Genomic DNA, 17,873 nt, shown 5'->3' on the forward strand with positions numbered 1-17,873 from the left:
AGGCCCCTTTTTTAAGGCAGACACCTTTTCACCTTTTTGGGGGAAGGTTTGATCCTTAGCGGTAGCGGCGGAGGACCAGAAGAGCGAATTTCGGGAGTACGGCCTGGCGGCGCCAGCGCCGGGGGTCCATCAAGAGCCGGCCCAGCCATTCCAGGTGCAGGCGCCGCATCCAGGCGGGCGCCCGGCGCACCCGCCCGGCCAGCACGTCCAGGCTCCCGCCGACCCCCATCACCACCGGCACCCCCAAGGCTTCCAGGTGCCGCGCCGCCCAGAGTTCCTGCCGGGGCGCGCCCAAGGCCACAAACAGGATGTCTGCCCGGCTTTGCCGCACTTTTTCCACCACCCCCGGCTCCTCCTCCGGTTTGAAGTACCCGTGGTGCGTGCCCGCCAGCACCAGTCCCGGGTACCGCACCGCCAGTTCCCGCGCGGCGGCCTCGGCGACACCCGGCGCTGACCCCAGAAGGAATACGCGCCACCGATGCCGGGCGGCTTCCTCGGCCAGACGGAGCAGAAGGTCAATTCCGGTCACCCGCTCCGGCACCGGATTGCCGGCCCTCCGGGCCGCCCAGACGATACCCACGCCGTCGGCGGTCACCAGGTCGGCCCGGCGCACGGCCGCCATCAACTCGGGTTCGAATTGCGCCCGGTAGAGGAACTCGGGGTTCAAGGTGATCACCTGGCGGGGACGGCCCTCACGCACAAAACCGGCCACCGCCGCGGCTGCCTCGTCCAGCGTCAGGCGCGCCACCGGCGCGCCCAGGATGTCCACCGTTTGCATAGCACTGCTCCCAGGCAATCCAGGGTGTTCAACGGATTCAAGTTATGGGACCGAAGGGTCGAGTAGATGACCAAGCGAATCACTGGGCAGTCCCAAAACGTGAACCTCCTGAAACAAGGTCGGTCCTTTAGCACCTGAAACCAAGCCGGTTCCCTAGATGCCCACTCCTGCGGTGGGAACGTCTTCGCCCCTTCTAAGCCGCCGCGTGACCATGCGGCCCCAGTCGTCGAAAATGCTGTAGACCACCGGCACCACCAGCAGACTGATCACGGTCGAGAAGACCAGCCCGCCGATGATCACGGTCGCCAGCGGCGCCTGGAATTCGGCGCCCTCGCCGAGCCCCAGGGAGATCGGGAACATGGCGCCCACGGTCGTCAGCGTGGTCATCAGGATCGGGCGCAGCCGTACCGGACCGGCCGTCCGGATGGCCTCGTCCCGCTCCATCCCCCGCCGGCGCAACTGGTTTACGTAGTCAATGAGCACGATGCCGTTCTTGCTCACGATGCCCACGGCCACGATCACCCCGATGAAGGCCGGCATGCTGAAGGTGCGGTCCGTCAGCAAAAGCCCCAGGATCATGCCGGTCAGGGACAGCGGCACGGCGAACATGATTACGAACGGGAAGAACAGGGACTCAAACAGCACGGCCAGCACGATGTAGATCAGGATGACCGCCAGCAGCAGCGCGAAAGCAAGTTCGGCGAAAGTCTCCGCCATCTCCTCGGCCTCGCCGCCGGTTTCAAAGTAGTACCCTGACGGCAGAGCCATACCTTTCAGTGCGGCCCGCGCGTCGCGGTCCACGCTCGCCAGGTCCCGGCCCTCGAGCTGCGCGCTGATGGTGACCGTGCGGGCCTGGTCGTCACGGTTGACGGCCACCGGGCTCTCCCCGAGCACCACGTGGGCGACGTCCCGCAGCGGCACCTGTTGGCCGTTGGGCGCGGTCAACAACAGGTTATCCAGGTCGGCCAGGTGCCGGCGCGCTTCCTCGGTCAGCCGCACCCGCACATCGATCTCGTCCCCTCCGACGCGGTAGCGGGTGGCCACGTCCCCGTGCAGCGCCGACCGGACGGTGGACGCCACCTGGGCCACGCTCAGGCCGTATACGGCCGCCCGGTCCCGATCCACCAGCACCCGCGCCTCGGGCCGCCCTTCCTCCAGGCTGGACTTCACGTCCCGGGTGCCGGGCACGCCGGCGATCACGGCCGCCGCCTGTTGTCCCAGGCGGGCCAGGGTATCGAGGTCCTCACCCTTAAGCCTGATCTCCAGCGGGGCCCCACCCCTCATATGGAAGCCCGAGGACGTATTCACCCTGAAAACGGCGCCCGGAATGTGCCGCAGTTCTTTCCGGAGTGCTTCGGCCACTTCCTCGGAGCTACGGTCGCGCTCCCCGAGCGGCGCCAGGGTCAGGTCGATCCGGGCCCGGTCCGCGCTGCCGCCGCCCATCCCGAACATTGCTTCCTGGCCGCCCGACCCGACGCTCACAAACACCGTTTCCACCTCGGGGAACCCGGCCACTATCTCCTCCACCTGCGCCGCCACCCGGTCGGTGGCTTCGACGGCCGTGCCCCGAGGCATCTCGACTTCAACACTCACCGTGCCTTCGTCCATCGCCGGGAAAAACTCGGCGCCCACCAGGGGGATCAGCGCCAGGCTGCCGATGAAAACCGCCGCCGCCAAGCCGACCACCTTGCGCCGGTTGTCCAGACTCCAGGCCAACAGACGCCCGTAGAAGACCTTCAGCCTCTCCAGCCCACTCCCGAACCGGTACAGCAGGCGTGAAAGCCGGGATCCGTCCGGCCTCGGCTCGTCCGGAAGGCGCACCAGCAGCCGCGACCCCAGCATCGGCACCACGGTCAGCGCCATGATCAGCGAGGAGAGCAGCGCGAAGACCACGGTCAGGGAAAACGGTGTGAACAACACCGAAGCCATGCCGCCCACGAAGGCAATGGGCAGGAATACGGACATTGAAGTAAAAGAGGCGCCGAGGACCGCGCCGGTCACCTCCGCCGCCCCGGTCCGGGCGGCCGCCAGGGAATCCAACCCCTCCTGGCGGTGCCGGTAGATGTTTTCCAGGACGACGATGGCGTCGTCCACGATCACCCCCACCCCCAGAGCCAGGGCGCCCAAGGTCAGCAGGTTCAGCGTCTCCCCGCTGAAGTAGATCATGTTGCAGGCACCGATGATCGCCAGCGGGATGGTGGCGCAGATGATCAGGGTGGTCCGGCTGTTCCGCAGGAAGATGAAGATCACCACAGCAGCCAGGAAAGATCCCACCAAAAGGTCGTTGCGCAGGTTGCCGATGGACATCTCGATGAACTCGGCCTGGTCGAAGGCCGGCTCAAAACTGATCGTGCCCGGGATTTCCTTCTCGATCCCGGCCAGGGTTTCCCGCGCCGCCTGCACCACCTGGACCGTGTTCGCCTGGGGCTGTTTCATCACCACTATCGCCAGGCTGGGCTGGCCGTTCAGGCGGCTGATGACGTCCGTTTCCCGGTACCCGTCCCGGAGATCGGCGATGTCGGCCAGCCGTACCGGCTCGCCGTCGGCGTTGGGCACCGTGACGCCCTCGATGTCCCGCAGGTCCGCGAATTCTCCGGGCACCCGCACCAGGTACTCGCGGGAGCCCTCCGGCACCGTTCCGCCGGGCATGTTCAGGTTGCCGGCCTGCAGGGACCGGGTCACATTCTCCAGAGAAACCCCGTAGCCCCGCATAGCCACCGGGTCCAGGTACACCTGGATCTCGCGCTCCCGTCCGCCCTGCACGGCGACCGAGGCCACGCCCGGCAGCCGTTCCAGGCGCGGTTTCACCGTGTTCTCGGCGATCCGGGTCAGGTCGGCCAGGCTTTGCTCGCCGGTGAAACCGACGATCAGCACCGGCAACGCTGCCGGGTCGAATTTCATAACCATGGACCGTTCGGCGTCCGCCGGCAGCACCCGCTGCACCCGGTCCACCTTTTCCCGGATGTCGTTGATTACGGCTTCCATGTCCGTGCCCCAGTCAAACTGGGCGATCACTACCGAGCTGCCGGATTGGGAAACCGAGGAGATGTTTTTCAGGTTCTCGACGGTGGCCACCGACTCCTCGATCGGCCGGGTGACCAACTGTTCGACCTCCTGCGGCCCGGCGCCCTGGTAGGTGGTGACAATGGAGACCACCGGAAACTCCCAGTTCGGGAGCAGGTCGATGGCCAGCCGGCTTAAGGACACCATTCCCAGCAGCAGCACCGCCAGGGCGAGCATGATCACCCCGACCGGACGGCGGACCGCGATATCGGCCAGTCTCATTGCTTAGCCTCCAGTCGCGATGCTTGCACTTTCATCCCGTCCTCCAGGGCTTCCTGCCCGGAAACCACCACGTCTTCCCCGGCCTCCAGCCCTTTGAGCACGGCCACCATACGCCCGTCGGACGGGCCGGGCACAACCTCGCGCAGTTCGATCCGGCCCCCGGCGTGCACAAACACGAAGTGGGCGCCGGACCGCTGGAACACGGCGTCTCGGGGCACCAGCACGTTCTTGTCCGCCTCGGTCCCAAAGTCCACCTCGGCGAACATCCCCGCCTTCAACAGGTGGCCGGGATTGGGCAGCTCCACCTTCACCGGGTAGGTCCGGGCGCGCGCGTCGGCCGCCGGGGCGATGCTGACCACTTTACCGGTCAGCGGCTCGGCGGAAGCCGCCGCGACCCGCACCCGGACTTCTTGGCCGACCTTGATTTGGTTCACCAGTTTTTCGGAGGCGTTAACCTCCACCCGGACGAGGTCGATGTCGATCAGGGTGAGTACCGGCACGCCGGGCGAGGCCATCTCGCCGGGGTTCACGTTCCGGGCGGCCACGAGGCCGGATACGGGGGAGGTCAGGGTGGCATTGTTGTAGTTCGCCCGCACGAATTCCAGTTGGCCGCGGGCCTGCTGCAGTTGGGCGGGGGCCAGGTTTTCGGCCCGGTCCCGGGCCAGCTTGAAGTTCAGTTCCGCTTTCTCGAAGTCGGCATCCGGAATCGCGCCCTGGTCGTGGAGGAATTTCATTCGCTCATAGTCGGCTTGGGCCTGCTTAAAAGCCAGTTCAGCCTGAAAAAGCCCCGACTCGGCCGCCGCCACCCCGGCTTCGGCCTGGGTGAGCTGCGCCCTCAGTTCCACGGCGTCGAGCAGTACCACGGTTTGCCCGGCGCGGACCCGGTCGCCCACGTCCACGGTCACCGCCGCCACCTTGCCCGCCATCTTGGGCACAAGTTTGACCTCGGTCCGGGGAGCAACCTTCCCGGTCAAAACGTCACCGCGGCTCAAGCGCCCCATTTCGGCCTGAGCCACAAACACCGGGACCGCCGCAGCGCCTTCCTTCCCCTGCCCTTCGGTCCCGGCCCGTTCGCAACCGTTCAGCGTGAACAGCAAACCCAGAACCACGACCAGTACCAACCACCTGCGCCCCAACAAAACTACCCATCCCCTTTCAATTCGGCTCTTCCCTCGTCCGCCCGCACAATCGCCAACAGCTTTTCGCAAATGGACACGAGCTTTTCCAGATCCCCTTCGGGCAGGCGGGCGAAATATCCCTTCAGGACACGGTTCGAAATTTCCAATACACTAGACACCACCCGGTCCCCATCTTCCGTCAGCAACAACCGTACCACCCGGCGGTCCTGCTCGCTCCGCTGCCGCCGCATCAGGCCGGAGCGGCAAAGCCGGTCGGCCGTCACCGTGATGGCGCTCAACGACACCCCCAAGCTTTCAGCGAGTTCGGACACGGTCATCCGCCCGTGTTTCTTCACCAGCTTGCACAGCGCAAACTGACCCGGGGTAAGCTCGTTGGGCACTTGCCGGGCAATCTGGACGTGCAGATGGCGTGCAAGCTGGATCATCAACTCGTCGATTCTATGAAGCGACTCCTCGAGCCTGTGCGAATCCTCTTCTTCGGAAGGCGGCCCCAAGAGCTGTCCCTCCTCCCCCATTTAATTAACCAACTAAACTATTTACTTCCTCAATCTTATGTTCTGTTCCCGGCGCCGTCAAGTTTTTTTTGGCGCAAATTTCCCGAAAACGCGCACAATCTTCCGGGCTTGCCAGGCCACCGTTTACACACAGCGGAAAAAGGGAAAAAAGGGGCCAGGCCCCTTTTTCGGTCACCCTTTTTCGGTCACGGTAAAAAAGGGGCCTGGCCCCTTTTTCGGTCAGCGGAGCCAGACGTCGACCATCATGCTCAGGAAAAGCACCGCCAGGTAGGGGCTCGAGAACTTGAACAGGACCCAGGCCTTGCGGCGCTCCGGATTTCGGTAGATGTGCACCGAAAGCGCCAGGGCGGCCGCGCCCATCACCAGAGCGGTAGCCAGGTACACCAAGCCCCAGTCGCCCACGAAATAGATGAGCACCGAAAAGACCACCATCAGGACGACGGTCAGCAGGAGCCAGTTCAAGGCTCTCCGCAGTTCATAGACCACCGGGAGCATGGGCACCTTCACCCGGGCGTACTCCTCCCGGTAAAAGATGGCCAGACTCCAGATGTGGTTCGGGATCCACAGCACCACCAGGGCGGCGATCAGGACGGGCAGGAGCGAGATCTCCCCGGTCACGGCGGCCCAGCCGAACAGGGCCGGCATGCCGCCGCTCACGCCCCCGATGACGATGTTCCAGACACTGCGGCGTTTCAGCCAGAGGCTGTACACGACCACGTAGCCGAGCATTCCGCCCCACAAAGTGATCCACGCGATCGGGTTGAGGTTCCAGGCCAGGCCGAGCGACGCCACGAACAGGAATAGGCCCCAGTACAGCGCCCGCGCCGGCGGGCTGATCCGGCCCGAGGGCACCGGGCGGCGCCGGGTGCGGCCCATCTGGGCGTCCATGTCCCGGTCCACGTAGCAGCTCACCGCGTTCGCCCCGGCGCAGGCCAGGACCACGGCCAGCAAGGCCTGGACGAACAGCCACCCGGAAACCGGATGGGTAGCCCCGGCCACCACCATCATGGCTGCGGCCGTAAACGCCAGGAGTCCTACCGAAATCGGCTTGGTCACCTCGACGTAAGCTTTGGCCGTGTCCCGGAAACCCGGCCTGACGACCGCGGTGTGGTCGGCCGAAGCCGCCCCCGCTTCGGTCGTCGGCGCGTGCAGCCCGGTCAGCCTGTCTCCCACCGAAAACTCCCTCTCTAATGCAAATGCACAATTCGCTGGATCAGGGCCTCTCAATTAAAATAATAGCACAATATTTATGCAATTTGCACCTCTATCCTACCAAACCAACACCGGTTGGGTGAACCGGATGCGGGGGAGTGCAGGAGATGGTTGCCGGAGAGACCAGCGGCAGGAAAACCGTTGACGGACCCAGAAAAGGGATCCCAGCTTACTACCCGGAGGCGGTGTCCTTTGCGACGAAAATCAAACCGCCGGCTTGTCTTTGCCGCCTTATGCCTTTTGGCGGTCACCGCCGTTCTCGTCTGGACCCTGCGGGTGGGCTCACTGCAGGCTTACTTTTCGTTGCTTTCGCCGCCCGCCCAGCGCCACGCCGTGGTGGTCTACGGCGGGAGTTTCGCGGCCTGCGCCGCCGCCTACCAGGCCGCGGCCCACCTGCCGCCCGGCCAAACCGTCCTCATGGTCGTGCCGGAGAGCGCGCTCGGCGGTGTCGGCACCGTGGGCGGCCAGAATTTCTTCGACATCCGCAACTGGCGCGGGGAGCCGCCCACCCGGGGCAGCTTCGCGCGTTGGTTCGCCGCGTTCGGGCAGGGCTACCCGACGGGCGAGATGAGCGAATTCCTGTATGCGGAAGTGGTCGGGGGTTTCCCAAATAAGGTGCGCGTGCTCTTCAATCACGAAATCGAGGCGGTGCACTTGGCGAAGGACAGCCGGGGCGTACAAAGCCGTGGCACCGGCGGCGGGCCCGAGAAGCTCGAGGCCGTCATTGTGCGTCCGGTGGCGCGCAACCCCGAAACGCAAGCGGTGGAGTGGACCGGCAGAGCCCGCACCTTCCACGGCGAAGTGTTCATCGACGCTTCCGACAACGGGCGGCTGGCGCGGCTGGCCGGGGTGCCCCTCTCCCCCGGGCGCGCCGACTGGGCCGGGGACGCGCACCAGCAGGCCGTCACCCTGATGTTCCAGGTCACCGGCGTCGAACCCCAGGCCGCCATCGCGTACCGGCACCCGGAAACCGGCAAGCCGGAGTTCTTTTACTTCCAGGAAGCCGATGGCAGCCGCCTGGGCTGGGGCGGCAAGGATTTCACCGGCTACGACCCGGTGGTGGCCGCCTACAACGCCGGCGGTCACCGCTTCACCCTGAAAGGTTACAACATCGCCGAGGACACCCCCGGCCGGTGGTGGCTGAACATCCTGCTCATCCACGAGGTGAACGGGATGATGCAGGAGCTGGATCGGGGCACGGAGCGCTGGCCGGCCGCCGGGGCGGCGGCACCCGCCGAACTCGTCGCGGAAGACCAGTGGTCGGCCGACCGGGCCCACCGGGAGGCCCTGGCCGAACTGGAGCGGCCCCGCTTTCTGGAGGCCCTGCGCCGCTTCCCCGGCTTCGAGGGCGTGGCGCTGGTGCGGGGTGCCGACGGGCGGCCCGTGGTGGGTGAAGTCCTCTACGTGCGTGAGACCGCCCACGCCGTGCGGGAGAACGGCACCTTCGCCCTCTTCGCGGACGCCGTGCGGGGGGCCGGGGACGGCCCCGGTACCGGTGCCGACCGCGACCTCCACTCCACACGGGTGGGCCTGGGCTTCTACTACGTCGACATCAACGCCTACCGCAAGGGGGAGCCGGTTCAGACCCTGGAGACGCCGGCCAATCCGCACTACATCCCGTTCGCGACGCTGACCACACCCGCCGTGGAAAACCTCCTGCTCCCCGGCTACGCCCAGAGCACCTCCTCGGAGGCCTGGGCCTCGATGCGCGTCATTCCAAACCTCACCGTCTGCGGCGATGCCGCCGGCGCGGCTGCGGCTTACTGCGCCGCCAACAACAAATCCCCCGCCGCCCTCGGCCCCGAGGACATCCGGGAGATTCAAAACCAGCTCAAGGCCGCCGGCGCCCGCCTAGACAAATAGAAGCGGCCCTTCAGGCGGACCCACTCAGGTAAGCCCAGGGCTTACCAAGCCTGCATGATTACTCCACTCCCTGCCGTTTTTTCTCTTCCGGCATCCGGGACCCTTCCTGGCGTCCCGCAACCGTGACCCCCTCATCGTCTCCCGCAACCCGCTCTTCCACGGCGGTCGAGTGAACCACCACGTGGCGGCAGACACCGCAGATCCAGGGCTTGGTGGCCTCGCTCATGGCCGCGGAATAATACACGGTACGGCATTTGGGGCAAAAATGGCGGTACAAGGCTTTGGCACCACCTTGTAAAAGAATACATTGTTGTTGAGCATACTACTACCAATGCGGCAGCTTTGTCAAGCCTTTACATGCCGTTTTGGTAGATCGCATTGGGGCGTCGCCCCGGGGGTGGTAGAATACATACCAAAATGGCAGAAAACCGGGGGTAAGCATGCTGGAAGACCGATTGCGAAAAGCCCGCGAGGCCCGGGGGTGGACCCAGTCACAACTGGCGGCCAAACTGAATGTTTCGGATGCAACCATCAGCCGCTATGAGAAGGGCCTGCGCTATCCCGATATAGAGACGTTGAAGCGCCTGGCCCTTGTGCTGGAAACCTCGGTCGATTACCTGGTCGGGGAGAAGCCCGACGATCCCGACGAAAAACTGCCCCCGGAAGCCCGGCGCTGCCTTGAGGAATTCCGGAGTTTTCTCAGGCACAAGTACCTTTCCAAGGATTAGTTGGGTTTTTGGGATCAGTTTGCAAGTCATTCTATTGGGGCACACCGAGAGACAGGTAATCACTGATAGTTATGAAGTCTTTGGGATTATGACCCCCGGTTACGGAAGGCGATGCTGAGGGCGTTCAGAAACTGGTCGGCGGTGGTGCCGCCGTCCACCCGGTAAATAAGGTGCTGTCCGGGATAGTTCAACCGGTACCCCTCCACGTACAGATACCGGTACCCCGCTTCCAGGAGCAGCCGCTCGAGGTCCTCGTTCATCTGCCCGTACGGGGCGGCGAAGTCCACGGGCTCGATTCCCAGCCGCCGCAGTTCCAGAGACATCAGCTGGATGTCGGCCCAGACCCGGGCCAGATACTCCTCGCGGGTCTCGTAGCGGAACTCGCCCGCCAGCCACGCCTGGCCGGTGGTGAAGTAGACCCGCCGGCCCTGTGATCCGGCCGGGAGGAAACGGTGCCCGTCGTGGGTATGCCCGCCGAACCCCCACAGCCCGGAGTTCAGCATAGTAAGCGTATCCTCCGCCGTCAGGTGGGGCAGCGACATCTCGGGGCGGGGATACGGCGAATACCACTTGGTGACCGGGAACATCACCGCCGGGCACTTATGCGCCACCAGGACCGGATGTCCTTTCAGGTAGACTCCCCGGTAGCCGTCGTCGAAGGTCAGGAGCACCGCCCGGGGCGGCACCTGCCCCTTGCCTTCCATATAAGCGTGAAACTCCTGCAGCGAGATGAAGTTGTAGCCCGCCTTCCGGGCGGCGACAACCATCGCTTCCAGATCGGCCGGCGCCACCACCGCCGGGTTCTTGATCCCGTCCGCCACCTCGTGCAGGGTGATCACGGCCACGCCCTTTCCGGCCAGTGTCCCCGCCTGGCCCGTCATCCCGTAACCGACCATTCCGAGCAGGAAAAGGCTGAGGAAAGCGACCACGCCCAGGGGTTTCGGGATCTTCAACCTTGTTTCGTCATGCTGCTGCATTGCCGCGCCTCCATCAACTGCTGGATTTCCTGCATATGAATTACGCCCCATGAAAGGTCTTTCCTGCTTCCCTTGCCGCATTTTCCCGGAGAGTCACACCCTCAAAAGCTTGTGCGCAGACAGGCAAACAGACGAGGCCCCCTCTCCAACCGGGGAGGGGGCCCGCTTAAGGCGCTTTCGGCCCCCGCTGCTATGCGGTGAAGTCATCCAGGCAAAAGAAGGGCAAGTCCGCCACCCCGGCCCAAGACCGGTCGTTTCCGACCGCCGCCCGACACCCGGAAACAACGCCCGTGGCCACAGTCAACGCATCGGGGAGCTTCAGGCCGCTCTCCGCCCGCAGCCGCACGGCCTTATAGCCGATCTCCCGCGAAACCGGAACGACCTCCACGTTGGGAAACCGGCTGAGAAACAGCCGTATCAGGTTGACGGCTTCCTCATTCCCGCTTCTCATCGGACCCACCAGCAGTTCCACTTCCGTAACCACGGATAGAACCAATTCGATCTCCCTTTGTTCCGCCAGGTGGAAAAAGGGCCTCAGGGTCTTTTCATACCGGGGAACCCGATTCAAAAAATAAATAACCGTGCTGGTGTCCGCAAGCAAGCGCCTGCGCTTCCGGACGGCTTCCAGAAAAGCATCTTCTACTCCCATGCTTCACGCTCTTTCCGGATATACTCGTCAACCTCTTCTTTCGACGCGCCGTACACACCCTGCAAAGCATCCACCAGCAAATCGGTATAGCTTTGGGCGGGGTTTGAAATCACCATTTTGCCGTTTTCCAGCTTCACCATCAGCTTGGCCCCGGGCTGCAAATCCAGTGCCCGGAAAATTTCCATCGGTATGGTTATTTGTCGCTTGCTGGAAACCCTGACGATAGACTGCACTATCTTCCACCTCCATGAAACTATCATGTCTTACCGGATTATATCACGGCCAAGAAATCCTCGGCAATACCAAGCGCTATACCAGCGTTTTGCGTTGTAAGCATTTTTGGTCCCGACATCACCTGCTGGCAGATTCTGATTGGAGCGCACGCCGCGATCACCGGGGCCACCCTGCTTACACTTTTCCGGAGTTAAAGATTTCGGCGCCGGGTCCCCCTCTTTCCCTTTTTTCTTCATAAAAGGGATTGCACTGTTGCCGAATTCGGCCTAAATTGTTACCAAACGATGAAGAGTTTACCACTATCCACGATCCAGCGATCCAACCTAAATCGAAAGATCAGGAGGGTGAGCGCCGCCTACTCAACTACTCAACTACTTAACTAGACTCTGCTGAAAAATACTTTGCGTGCCGTGTGCTGTACCGGGGCATTATCTTCGGTCACTGTGTCCGCAGTGCCCCGATATGGCCCGACTGCTCAACCCAACCAAAAAGGAGTGTTGCCCGAGATGATTTACCAAGGAGCGCGCCGGCGGTGGCTGGTGCTGGTGATCACCGCGATCTTTGTTTTAAGCCTGGCCCTGCCAGCCGCGGCCGCCGGGCCGGACCGGGTGAAGCCCGGAGCGGGCGGGGAACCGCCGGGCGACTTTGTGCCCGGAGAGGTAATCGTCAAGTTCAAGGAGGGTGTGCGGGCGGCCGCGACGATGCAGACCCTGGCGGCCAAGCACCGGGCGTTCGGGCTGGCCGCGGTGCGGGTGCTGCCCTACGAGGCCGCGCTGTTCACCACCACGACCGATGTAACGGCGGCGGTGGCCGCCCTGCAGCGCGACCCGCGGGTCGAGTTCGCCCAGCCGAACTACATCTACCGCGCCCTTGGCGCCCCCGACGATCCGCTGTGGGACCAGCAGTGGGGGATGCATGCCTCTGACGGGCCGCCCCCGCACCACCCTCACGGCGTACGGGCGCTGGAGGCCTGGACACACACCAAGGGCTCGGCCGACATTGTGGTCGCCGTGATCGACACCGGAATCGACTACACTCACGAGGACTTAGCGGCCAACATGTGGACCAACCCGGGTGAAATCCTCGGGGATAGAATCGACAACGACGGTAACAGCTTTGTGGACGACTACTATGGTTATGATTTCATCGGAGCAAATGCCCGCAACCCCCAACCGGACTCCGACCCGCTGGACGATGACGGTCACGGCACCCACGTGGCCGGGATTGTAGCCGCCACGGCGAACAACGCCAAGGGCATCGCCGGCACCGCCCCGGGTGTGCGGCTCATGGCGGTGAAGGCGCTTGACTCCGGAGGCTTCGGCACCACTGCCGCCATCGTAAACGCTATTAATTACGCGGCCACTAACGGGGCGCAGGTGGTGAACATGAGCTTTGGTGGGACAGGGTTTGACCCCCTGCAGTATAAAGCCATCGCCGCGCACCCGGGGGTACTCTTCGTAGCTGCGGCCGGGAACGGCGGATCTGATGGCATTGGTGACAACAACGACACTAACCCCGTCTCCCCGGCCAGCTTCACCATTGATTGGAACATTGATACAAATGACGATGGAACCTCTGAACACTTCCCGGCCCTGCCCCACCTCATAAGCGTAGCCGCCCTGGCTCCGAACGGCAACCTGACCACCTTCTCCAACTTCGGCGCCACCTCGGTTGACCTGGCCGCGCCGGGCGACGCGATCGTGAGTACGGTGCCGCAGTGGGACGGCACCCCTCCCTCTCCCTACGCCGCTTGGGACGGCACCTCGATGGCCGCGCCGTTTGTCGCCGCCGGCGGGGCGTTGGTCCTTTCGCTGCGCCCCGACCTGGCACCCGCGAGCGTGATCGACCTGCTCAACAACAACGTCACCGAGTTGGCTTCCGCCCTGACCGGTAAAGTGGCCTCGGGCGGCACCCTCAACCTGGCCCGAGCCCTGGCCGCCGTCCCGCCGGGCGTGAAAAGCACTGTACCGGCGCATGGTGCCACCGGGGTAGCGGTCAACACCAACATCACCGTCACCTTCAGCGAAAGCGTGACCAAAGGGGTCTACTTCGACGGCATCACCATCAGCGGTGGCGGGACAACGGTGAGCCACACCTACGGCCTCAGCGGCAGCATGCTCACCTTGAACCCGGACGCCAACCTGGCCCACAGTACGGTTTATACCGTCACGATCCCGGCCGGGGCGGTCCAAGACGCCGCCGGCAACCCGTCAGACGCCCACAGCTTCAGCTTCACTACCCAGGCCGCAGGCGGCGGAGGCGGCGGCGGCGGTGGAGCGCCCGCCCCTCCGGCACCTCCGGAAGCACCGGGACCACCGGCCGGCACTGGTGAATTCACCGCCACCGGCGGGGCGCAAAGTGTGAGTCTCCTGGACGGCCAAGTAACCCTGGACCTCCCGGCCGGCGCCCTGCCCGAAGGGGCGAAGGTCACCGTCACGCTGGCCGCCGACACCCCGGAGAATCTCCCGGCCGGCGCCAAAGCGGTCAGCGCGGTGTTCAGCTTTAAGAGTACCGCACCTCTGGCCAAACCGGTCCGGGTCTCCATCCGGTACGAGGCGGACAAACTGGGCGGCCTCGACCCGCAGGCGCTGATGGTCTTCCGGGAGAACCCGGACGGCACCTGGCAAAGAGTGGGTGGCAAACTCGACCGCGCCGCCCAGGCGGTTGTGGTCGAGCTCGACGGCTTCTCCAGCTACACCGTCCTCGGTACGCCGAAGACCTTCGGGGACATCAAGGGCCACTGGGCGCAAGCCGACATCGAACTGCTGGCGGCCCGCGGCCTGGTCCAGGGCCGGGCGGCCGGTAAGTTCGCCCCCGGAGCGCCGGTGACCCGGGCCGAGATGGCCGCGCTCTTAGTACGGCTGACCGGTGCAAAGGAAGTAACTCCGGCGCAGCCGGCCTTCACCGACGTAGCCCCCGGTGCCTGGTACTACAGTGCAATCGAAACGGCTGTCCGGGCCGGACTGTTCAAGGGCTACGCCGACGGCAGCTTCCAGCCCGACGCCACCCTAACCCGCGAGCAACTGGCGGCGCTGGCCGTACGCCTTACCGGAGCTGCGACCGGCACGACCCAACTACCCTTCGCCGACCGGGCCGCCATCGCCCCCTGGGCCGAGGAAGCGGTCGCCGCCGCCTACGCCCAAGGGCTGCTGCGCGGCGTCTCCGACACCGAGTTTGCCCCGCAAATGTCGGTGACCCGGGCCCAGGCCGCGACCATCATGGTCCGGCTGGCCGAAAGGAAGGGGCTGTTCGAGGTAACGATCACGGCTACCGGCACCCTGGTGTGGAACACGCTGGTCGGCGGCTTCTGGGAACTGGCCGCCGACCAGGAAACCTACGTGCTCCTGCCCGACCCGCGGCACAAAGCGGCCGCGGCCCAACTGAAGCAGTTCGAGAACCAGGAGATCACCGTGACCGGCTACATTCAGACCGGACCGAACATCTACATGCGCGGCCCGCTGCTCCGCATCCTGAATGTTACCCCAACCGGGTAATCGGTCGTCAGTAGTTGGTAGTCAGTCGTTAAAAGCCCCCGGTGTAAACACCGGGGGCTTTTTGTTACCGCATAGCAGGGGAATGAACCAACCCCGAACCCTTCGTGTCCTTCGTGGATATATTCTCTGCCTCGAAGCTTTCGCCCACCGGGCCTTTTATGGTGGCATGGACCTATGGATTACCCGGAAATGAGGTTGGATCGTGTGAAGGTTGTTTATTTTGGAAATGATGCCCGCAAACAACAATTGGAGCAGGAGCTTGACCGAATATTGACCATACTTAAACGGCAAAACCAGGACATTAAGAAAATAATCCTTTTTGGTTCATCTATAGACGGCCGCATCGGAAAAAGCAGCGATATTGACCTATTGGATCGTGAAAGACACCAAAAAGCGCTTTTTCGACCGTGTTTGATGAAATAACCGCCAGCATTGAACCAAAAGTTGTCGTGAATATACTGGTGTATACCCCTGATGAATTGAGCGCTTCTTTGGAGGTCAACTCCTTCATTAGGCAAGTGGTCGAGAAAGGAAGGGTGATCTATGAGGCCCAGACCTGAGGCCGAAGGTAAACGCTGGCTGAGGCAAGCCGAGTTTGATTTCAGCGACGCCAGATTTACTTATGACGGCAAAAGATACAATCTGGCCTGTTTTCTTGCGCAGCAAGCAGCCGAAAAAGCTTTAAAAGCGTTCCTTATTTTGAAGTCCCAAAGTCTCATCCAATAAAAACCGGTACTCCCCTGTGTATGTCTTTACAAGTGACCCACCTTGTTGTTAAGGTGTAGTCCACCGTGGCGCCCAGGGTCTCGCCTACGAAGCGCAGGGGGACGAAGGTGCGGCCGGGCGGGACGACCACGGGGGCGCAAGTCGATGGCCGCTGTTTGCCCGCCAACAAGATGCAGCCGGACGCTATGTTTTGACCCTGTTCAGCAAACGCTTTTGTTGCGCCAGGAAGTATTCCTTTACTGCCCGCCAGGAGATCTCCTTAAGCATGACCGGCATTACTTCCCGTTCGGCATCATCAAAGTAAGACAGACTCTTAACCATATGGTATGAATTGATGTCTACCCCAGGATACTTAAGGGGTAGCACGGATAACAGTTCTTCAAGGTCATAACCGCTCCGGCAGATACTGTATAAATCGATGAAATCCTTGCGCGCCCCGCGACTGCTGATAGCCACCCATTTCATTACGGCAATATCCTTAAGGGAAGCCAAGAAAAAACCGGGAATATCGTTCGCTGCAACAAGTGGCTCCAACAACGGGTTGGGATAATACAGCCAGGTAAGTCTTATGTCGTTAACAAAGCCGTGAAAAGTTCCTCGCCGTGTCTCCGCAATCCTGGTCCTGCCCAAGGACGACAAGCGATAATACAATTGCTCCGGGTCAAATTGCTCAGGAGAAAACCAGTCAAAATCAACGGATTTTCGATGTCCAAACATCAGCGCCAAAGCGGTGCCTCCGGCAAGGTAGCTGCCGGGTACCGGCATGTTGCTTACAATTCTGGAGAGTAAGACGTGGCGGGGCCGGTCGAGTACATCCCAAAACACCGCATTGCTTCCTCTTTCAGGTTAAAATAGTTTTGCCAACACCTTGCTGTCTTCAAGGAAAGGGACCTGCTATGCAATACTGCTTGCCTGATTTCATCTTCGGTATACGTCCGGAACAACCATTTCAGCGCCTTTTGATCGCCCTCGTTTAACACCCGTTCTATGACCAGGGTACTATTCCGTGACAAGTCCACTTCCCGCGGATTCACATCCCAGAAAAGGGAGTAAAGCCAGACGGGAATCTTGTATCTGCCATCCATTTAACCGTTCCATCCTTTCTTGAAACTGAATTCATTATAGCATATTTGAAGTGTTAATTCCATTATCTGTCTGTAAAATTCGCCTATCTGGCAAATCAAAAATCCTGGCTGTGGCGCACCTACGCCCTTGCCCTATGCCGTTCTTGCATACTAGCGGAGTGAGCGGTTATAATATCAAGTAGGTTAGAAAGTAAGGGGTGCTTGAAAATGTCAGAGCAATACGTCGCCAAGCTTTCGGGAAAGGGCCAGCTTACGCTGCCCAAGAAACTGCGGGAAGAATATGATCTTAAGGAAGGCGACTACCTGCTGCTATTCCCCCAGGGGCAAGGGTTGCGCCTCGAAAAAGCCGCCATTTCCCCGCTGGTCAGATTCCGGGAAATGGCCGCCGAGACCGAGCGGCGATTCGACGAGGAAAAGATCGGACCGGAGGCGGTTGAGGAGGCTGTTCGTTGGGCGCGGCGCCAAAAGTAGTTCTGGATACCAACGTCATAATCTCGGCTTTGGGCTGGAATGGCCCGGAACGCCGCGTTTACGAATTGTGCATGCGCGGGCAGATTGAATTATGTCTCTGCCCCGCCATTCTTGAGGAGTTGCTCCGAGTGTTGGAGTATCCTAAATTCAAGTTCCCCCGGAGTCACAAAGCCGCTCTTGTTCAGGACCTCCTGCGGATCGCCACCCTTTCTGAGCCGGACACGGCGCCGGACATCGTCAAGGAAGACCCCGCGGACAATCATCTACTGGCCTGCGCCACGGCCGCGCAAGCCCAATTCCTGTTGACCGGCGATCAGCACCTGCTCCAACTCTCTCGTTACGGCTCCACGACCATCTGCACCGCCGCCGTCTTCTTGAATCCCGCACCGGCCTGACCCCTTGCACATGATCAGGTCCGTTGACATTCTCGGATTTTGCACCAAACTTTAAAACGCGGGGCAAGCGGCTCACCCAGCCACCACCACTTCAGCGATTTCGATCGGCTTACATACGGGCAGTGGCTGCCCTGTTTTCCTAGCTGCTTCCAAATACCCGATAATCGCCTCTTCGGTGTTCCTCAAAGCCTCCTCTTTGGTTTGCCCCCAGGTGGATATATTATCTAAAGCAGGCACATATGTCACCCAACACTGGTCATCCGGATCATATTCCAAGACCACCTTAAACTTCATAAAGGCACCTCCGTGCAATTCAAACACT

The 17,873-nt window shown here is 62.3% G+C and carries 20 protein-coding genes; 7 read left to right on the forward strand and 13 right to left on the reverse strand.

Going from position 1 to position 17,873, the window contains the following annotated elements; genetic code table 11:
• Window positions 1–55: 55 nt before the first annotated feature.
• The 5 genes from DAUD_RS10635 to DAUD_RS10655 all read right to left on the reverse strand — a co-directional run bounded on the left by DAUD_RS10635 (window position 56) and on the right by DAUD_RS10655 (window position 6,890).
• Complete coding sequence (locus DAUD_RS10635; RefSeq protein WP_012303162.1) at window positions 56–778, reverse strand: WecB/TagA/CpsF family glycosyltransferase; 723 nt, start codon at window positions 776–778, stop codon at window positions 56–58.
• A gap of 153 nt (window positions 779–931) precedes the next feature.
• Entirely contained in the window at window positions 932–4,063 is a 3,132-nt protein-coding gene (locus tag DAUD_RS10640; protein ID WP_012303163.1) for an efflux RND transporter permease subunit, read from the reverse strand.
• Entirely contained in the window at window positions 4,060–5,202 is a 1,143-nt protein-coding gene (locus tag DAUD_RS10645; protein ID WP_049752627.1) for an efflux RND transporter periplasmic adaptor subunit, read from the reverse strand. The genes DAUD_RS10640 and DAUD_RS10645 overlap by 4 nt, the downstream gene beginning before the upstream one ends.
• 2 nt (window positions 5,203–5,204) lie before the next feature.
• Window positions 5,205–5,696: a MarR family winged helix-turn-helix transcriptional regulator gene (locus tag DAUD_RS10650; RefSeq protein ID WP_012303165.1), complete on the reverse strand. Its 492-nt coding sequence runs from the start codon at window positions 5,694–5,696 to the stop codon at window positions 5,205–5,207.
• Window positions 5,697–5,936: 240 nt separating this feature from the next.
• Window positions 5,937–6,890 (reverse strand): heme o synthase, encoded by a 954-nt coding sequence (locus tag DAUD_RS10655; protein ID WP_012303166.1) that lies wholly within the window; start codon window positions 6,888–6,890, stop codon window positions 5,937–5,939.
• Between the two features lie 231 nt (window positions 6,891–7,121).
• On the opposite strand from DAUD_RS10655, the gene DAUD_RS10660 reads away from it, so the two are divergent.
• Window positions 7,122–8,792 carry an FAD-dependent oxidoreductase gene (locus DAUD_RS10660; protein ID WP_041570957.1) on the forward strand — a complete coding sequence of 557 codons (1,671 nt, stop codon included), beginning with the start codon at window positions 7,122–7,124 and terminating at the stop codon, window positions 8,790–8,792.
• 58 nt (window positions 8,793–8,850) lie between these two features.
• Here DAUD_RS10660 and DAUD_RS10665 read toward each other — a convergent pair whose 3' ends face one another.
• Window positions 8,851–9,069 (reverse strand): hypothetical protein, encoded by a 219-nt coding sequence (locus DAUD_RS10665; RefSeq protein ID WP_041570958.1) that lies wholly within the window; start codon window positions 9,067–9,069, stop codon window positions 8,851–8,853.
• 163 nt (window positions 9,070–9,232) lie between these two features.
• On the opposite strand from DAUD_RS10665, the gene DAUD_RS11750 reads away from it, so the two are divergent.
• Complete coding sequence (locus DAUD_RS11750; protein ID WP_012303168.1) at window positions 9,233–9,520, forward strand: helix-turn-helix domain-containing protein; 288 nt, start codon at window positions 9,233–9,235, stop codon at window positions 9,518–9,520.
• A gap of 86 nt (window positions 9,521–9,606) precedes the next feature.
• Here DAUD_RS11750 and DAUD_RS10675 read toward each other — a convergent pair whose 3' ends face one another.
• The 3 genes from DAUD_RS10675 to DAUD_RS10685 all read right to left on the reverse strand — a co-directional run bounded on the left by DAUD_RS10675 (window position 9,607) and on the right by DAUD_RS10685 (window position 11,379).
• Entirely contained in the window at window positions 9,607–10,497 is an 891-nt protein-coding gene (locus DAUD_RS10675; RefSeq protein WP_012303169.1) for a polysaccharide deacetylase family protein, read from the reverse strand.
• A gap of 190 nt (window positions 10,498–10,687) precedes the next feature.
• The gene (locus tag DAUD_RS10680; protein ID WP_012303170.1) at window positions 10,688–11,146 is read right to left on the reverse strand and encodes a type II toxin-antitoxin system VapC family toxin; all 459 of its coding nucleotides are present in this window, start codon (window positions 11,144–11,146) and stop codon (window positions 10,688–10,690) included.
• Window positions 11,137–11,379, reverse strand: a complete 243-nt coding sequence (locus DAUD_RS10685) for an AbrB/MazE/SpoVT family DNA-binding domain-containing protein (RefSeq protein WP_012303171.1) — start codon at window positions 11,377–11,379, stop codon at window positions 11,137–11,139. Before DAUD_RS10685 ends, DAUD_RS10680 begins: the two co-directional genes overlap by 10 nt.
• A gap of 507 nt (window positions 11,380–11,886) precedes the next feature.
• Here DAUD_RS10685 and DAUD_RS11755 point away from each other — a divergent pair.
• The 3 genes from DAUD_RS11755 (at window position 11,887) to DAUD_RS10700 (ending at window position 15,600) form a co-directional block, all read left to right on the forward strand.
• Window positions 11,887–14,874 (forward strand): S8 family serine peptidase, encoded by a 2,988-nt coding sequence (locus DAUD_RS11755; RefSeq protein WP_012303172.1) that lies wholly within the window; start codon window positions 11,887–11,889, stop codon window positions 14,872–14,874.
• 174 nt (window positions 14,875–15,048) lie between these two features.
• Window positions 15,049–15,297 (forward strand): nucleotidyltransferase domain-containing protein, encoded by a 249-nt coding sequence (locus tag DAUD_RS10695; protein WP_041570959.1) that lies wholly within the window; start codon window positions 15,049–15,051, stop codon window positions 15,295–15,297.
• Window positions 15,298–15,417: 120 nt separating this feature from the next.
• Window positions 15,418–15,600: a HEPN domain-containing protein gene (locus DAUD_RS10700; RefSeq protein ID WP_049752628.1), complete on the forward strand. Its 183-nt coding sequence runs from the start codon at window positions 15,418–15,420 to the stop codon at window positions 15,598–15,600.
• Here DAUD_RS10700 and DAUD_RS13160 read toward each other — a convergent pair.
• From DAUD_RS13160 to DAUD_RS13165, 3 genes are read right to left on the reverse strand one after another with little or no spacing between them, the layout of a single operon-like run.
• A complete protein-coding gene (locus DAUD_RS13160; protein WP_408609599.1) occupies window positions 15,590–15,769 on the reverse strand; it encodes a stalk domain-containing protein in 180 nt (59 codons plus the stop codon). The two genes, DAUD_RS10700 and DAUD_RS13160, sit on opposite strands and share 11 nt — an antisense overlap.
• A 14-nt stretch (window positions 15,770–15,783) precedes the next feature.
• Window positions 15,784–16,425, reverse strand: a complete 642-nt coding sequence (locus DAUD_RS10705) for a nucleotidyl transferase AbiEii/AbiGii toxin family protein (RefSeq protein ID WP_041570960.1) — start codon at window positions 16,423–16,425, stop codon at window positions 15,784–15,786.
• Window positions 16,371–16,685 carry a DUF6922 domain-containing protein gene (locus DAUD_RS13165; RefSeq protein WP_012303174.1) on the reverse strand — a complete coding sequence of 105 codons (315 nt, stop codon included), beginning with the start codon at window positions 16,683–16,685 and terminating at the stop codon, window positions 16,371–16,373. The genes DAUD_RS10705 and DAUD_RS13165 overlap by 55 nt, the downstream gene beginning before the upstream one ends.
• Window positions 16,686–16,892: 207 nt before the next feature.
• Here DAUD_RS13165 and DAUD_RS10715 point away from each other — a divergent pair, with 207 nt between their 5' ends.
• On the forward strand, window positions 16,893–17,156 hold the full coding sequence (locus DAUD_RS10715; RefSeq protein WP_012303175.1) for an AbrB/MazE/SpoVT family DNA-binding domain-containing protein: 264 nt from the start codon (window positions 16,893–16,895) through the stop codon (window positions 17,154–17,156).
• The gene (locus tag DAUD_RS10720) at window positions 17,135–17,551 is read left to right on the forward strand and encodes a putative toxin-antitoxin system toxin component, PIN family (protein ID WP_012303176.1); all 417 of its coding nucleotides are present in this window, start codon (window positions 17,135–17,137) and stop codon (window positions 17,549–17,551) included. Before DAUD_RS10715 ends, DAUD_RS10720 begins: the two co-directional genes overlap by 22 nt.
• A gap of 72 nt (window positions 17,552–17,623) precedes the next feature.
• Here DAUD_RS10720 and DAUD_RS10725 read toward each other — a convergent pair whose 3' ends face one another.
• Entirely contained in the window at window positions 17,624–17,845 is a 222-nt protein-coding gene (locus DAUD_RS10725; protein ID WP_041570961.1) for a type II toxin-antitoxin system HicB family antitoxin, read from the reverse strand.
• Between the last annotated feature and the right edge of the window lie 28 nt (window positions 17,846–17,873).

This window comes from Candidatus Desulforudis audaxviator MP104C, assembly GCF_000018425.1.
Classification (GTDB): domain Bacteria; phylum Bacillota; class Desulfotomaculia; order Desulfotomaculales; family Desulforudaceae; genus Desulforudis; species Desulforudis audaxviator.

Coding starts and splice junctions, on each gene's coding strand:
- DAUD_RS10675 (WP_012303169.1), bottom strand. CDS start 10,497: ATGCAGCAGCATGACGAAACAAGGTTGAAGATCCCGAAACCCCTGGGC.
- DAUD_RS10635 (WP_012303162.1), bottom strand. CDS start 778: ATGCAAACGGTGGACATCCTGGGCGCGCCGGTGGCGCGCCTGACGCTG.
- DAUD_RS10725 (WP_041570961.1), bottom strand. CDS start 17,845: ATGAAGTTTAAGGTGGTCTTGGAATATGATCCGGATGACCAGTGTTGG.
- DAUD_RS13165 (WP_012303174.1), bottom strand. CDS start 16,685: ATGGATGGCAGATACAAGATTCCCGTCTGGCTTTACTCCCTTTTCTGG.
- DAUD_RS10700 (WP_049752628.1), top strand. CDS start 15,418: ATGAGGCCCAGACCTGAGGCCGAAGGTAAACGCTGGCTGAGGCAAGCC.
- DAUD_RS10715 (WP_012303175.1), top strand. CDS start 16,893: ATGTCAGAGCAATACGTCGCCAAGCTTTCGGGAAAGGGCCAGCTTACG.
- DAUD_RS11755 (WP_012303172.1), top strand. CDS start 11,887: ATGATTTACCAAGGAGCGCGCCGGCGGTGGCTGGTGCTGGTGATCACC.
- DAUD_RS10640 (WP_012303163.1), bottom strand. CDS start 4,063: ATGAGACTGGCCGATATCGCGGTCCGCCGTCCGGTCGGGGTGATCATG.
- DAUD_RS10695 (WP_041570959.1), top strand. CDS start 15,049: ATGGATTACCCGGAAATGAGGTTGGATCGTGTGAAGGTTGTTTATTTT.
- DAUD_RS10680 (WP_012303170.1), bottom strand. CDS start 11,146: ATGGGAGTAGAAGATGCTTTTCTGGAAGCCGTCCGGAAGCGCAGGCGC.
- DAUD_RS11750 (WP_012303168.1), top strand. CDS start 9,233: ATGCTGGAAGACCGATTGCGAAAAGCCCGCGAGGCCCGGGGGTGGACC.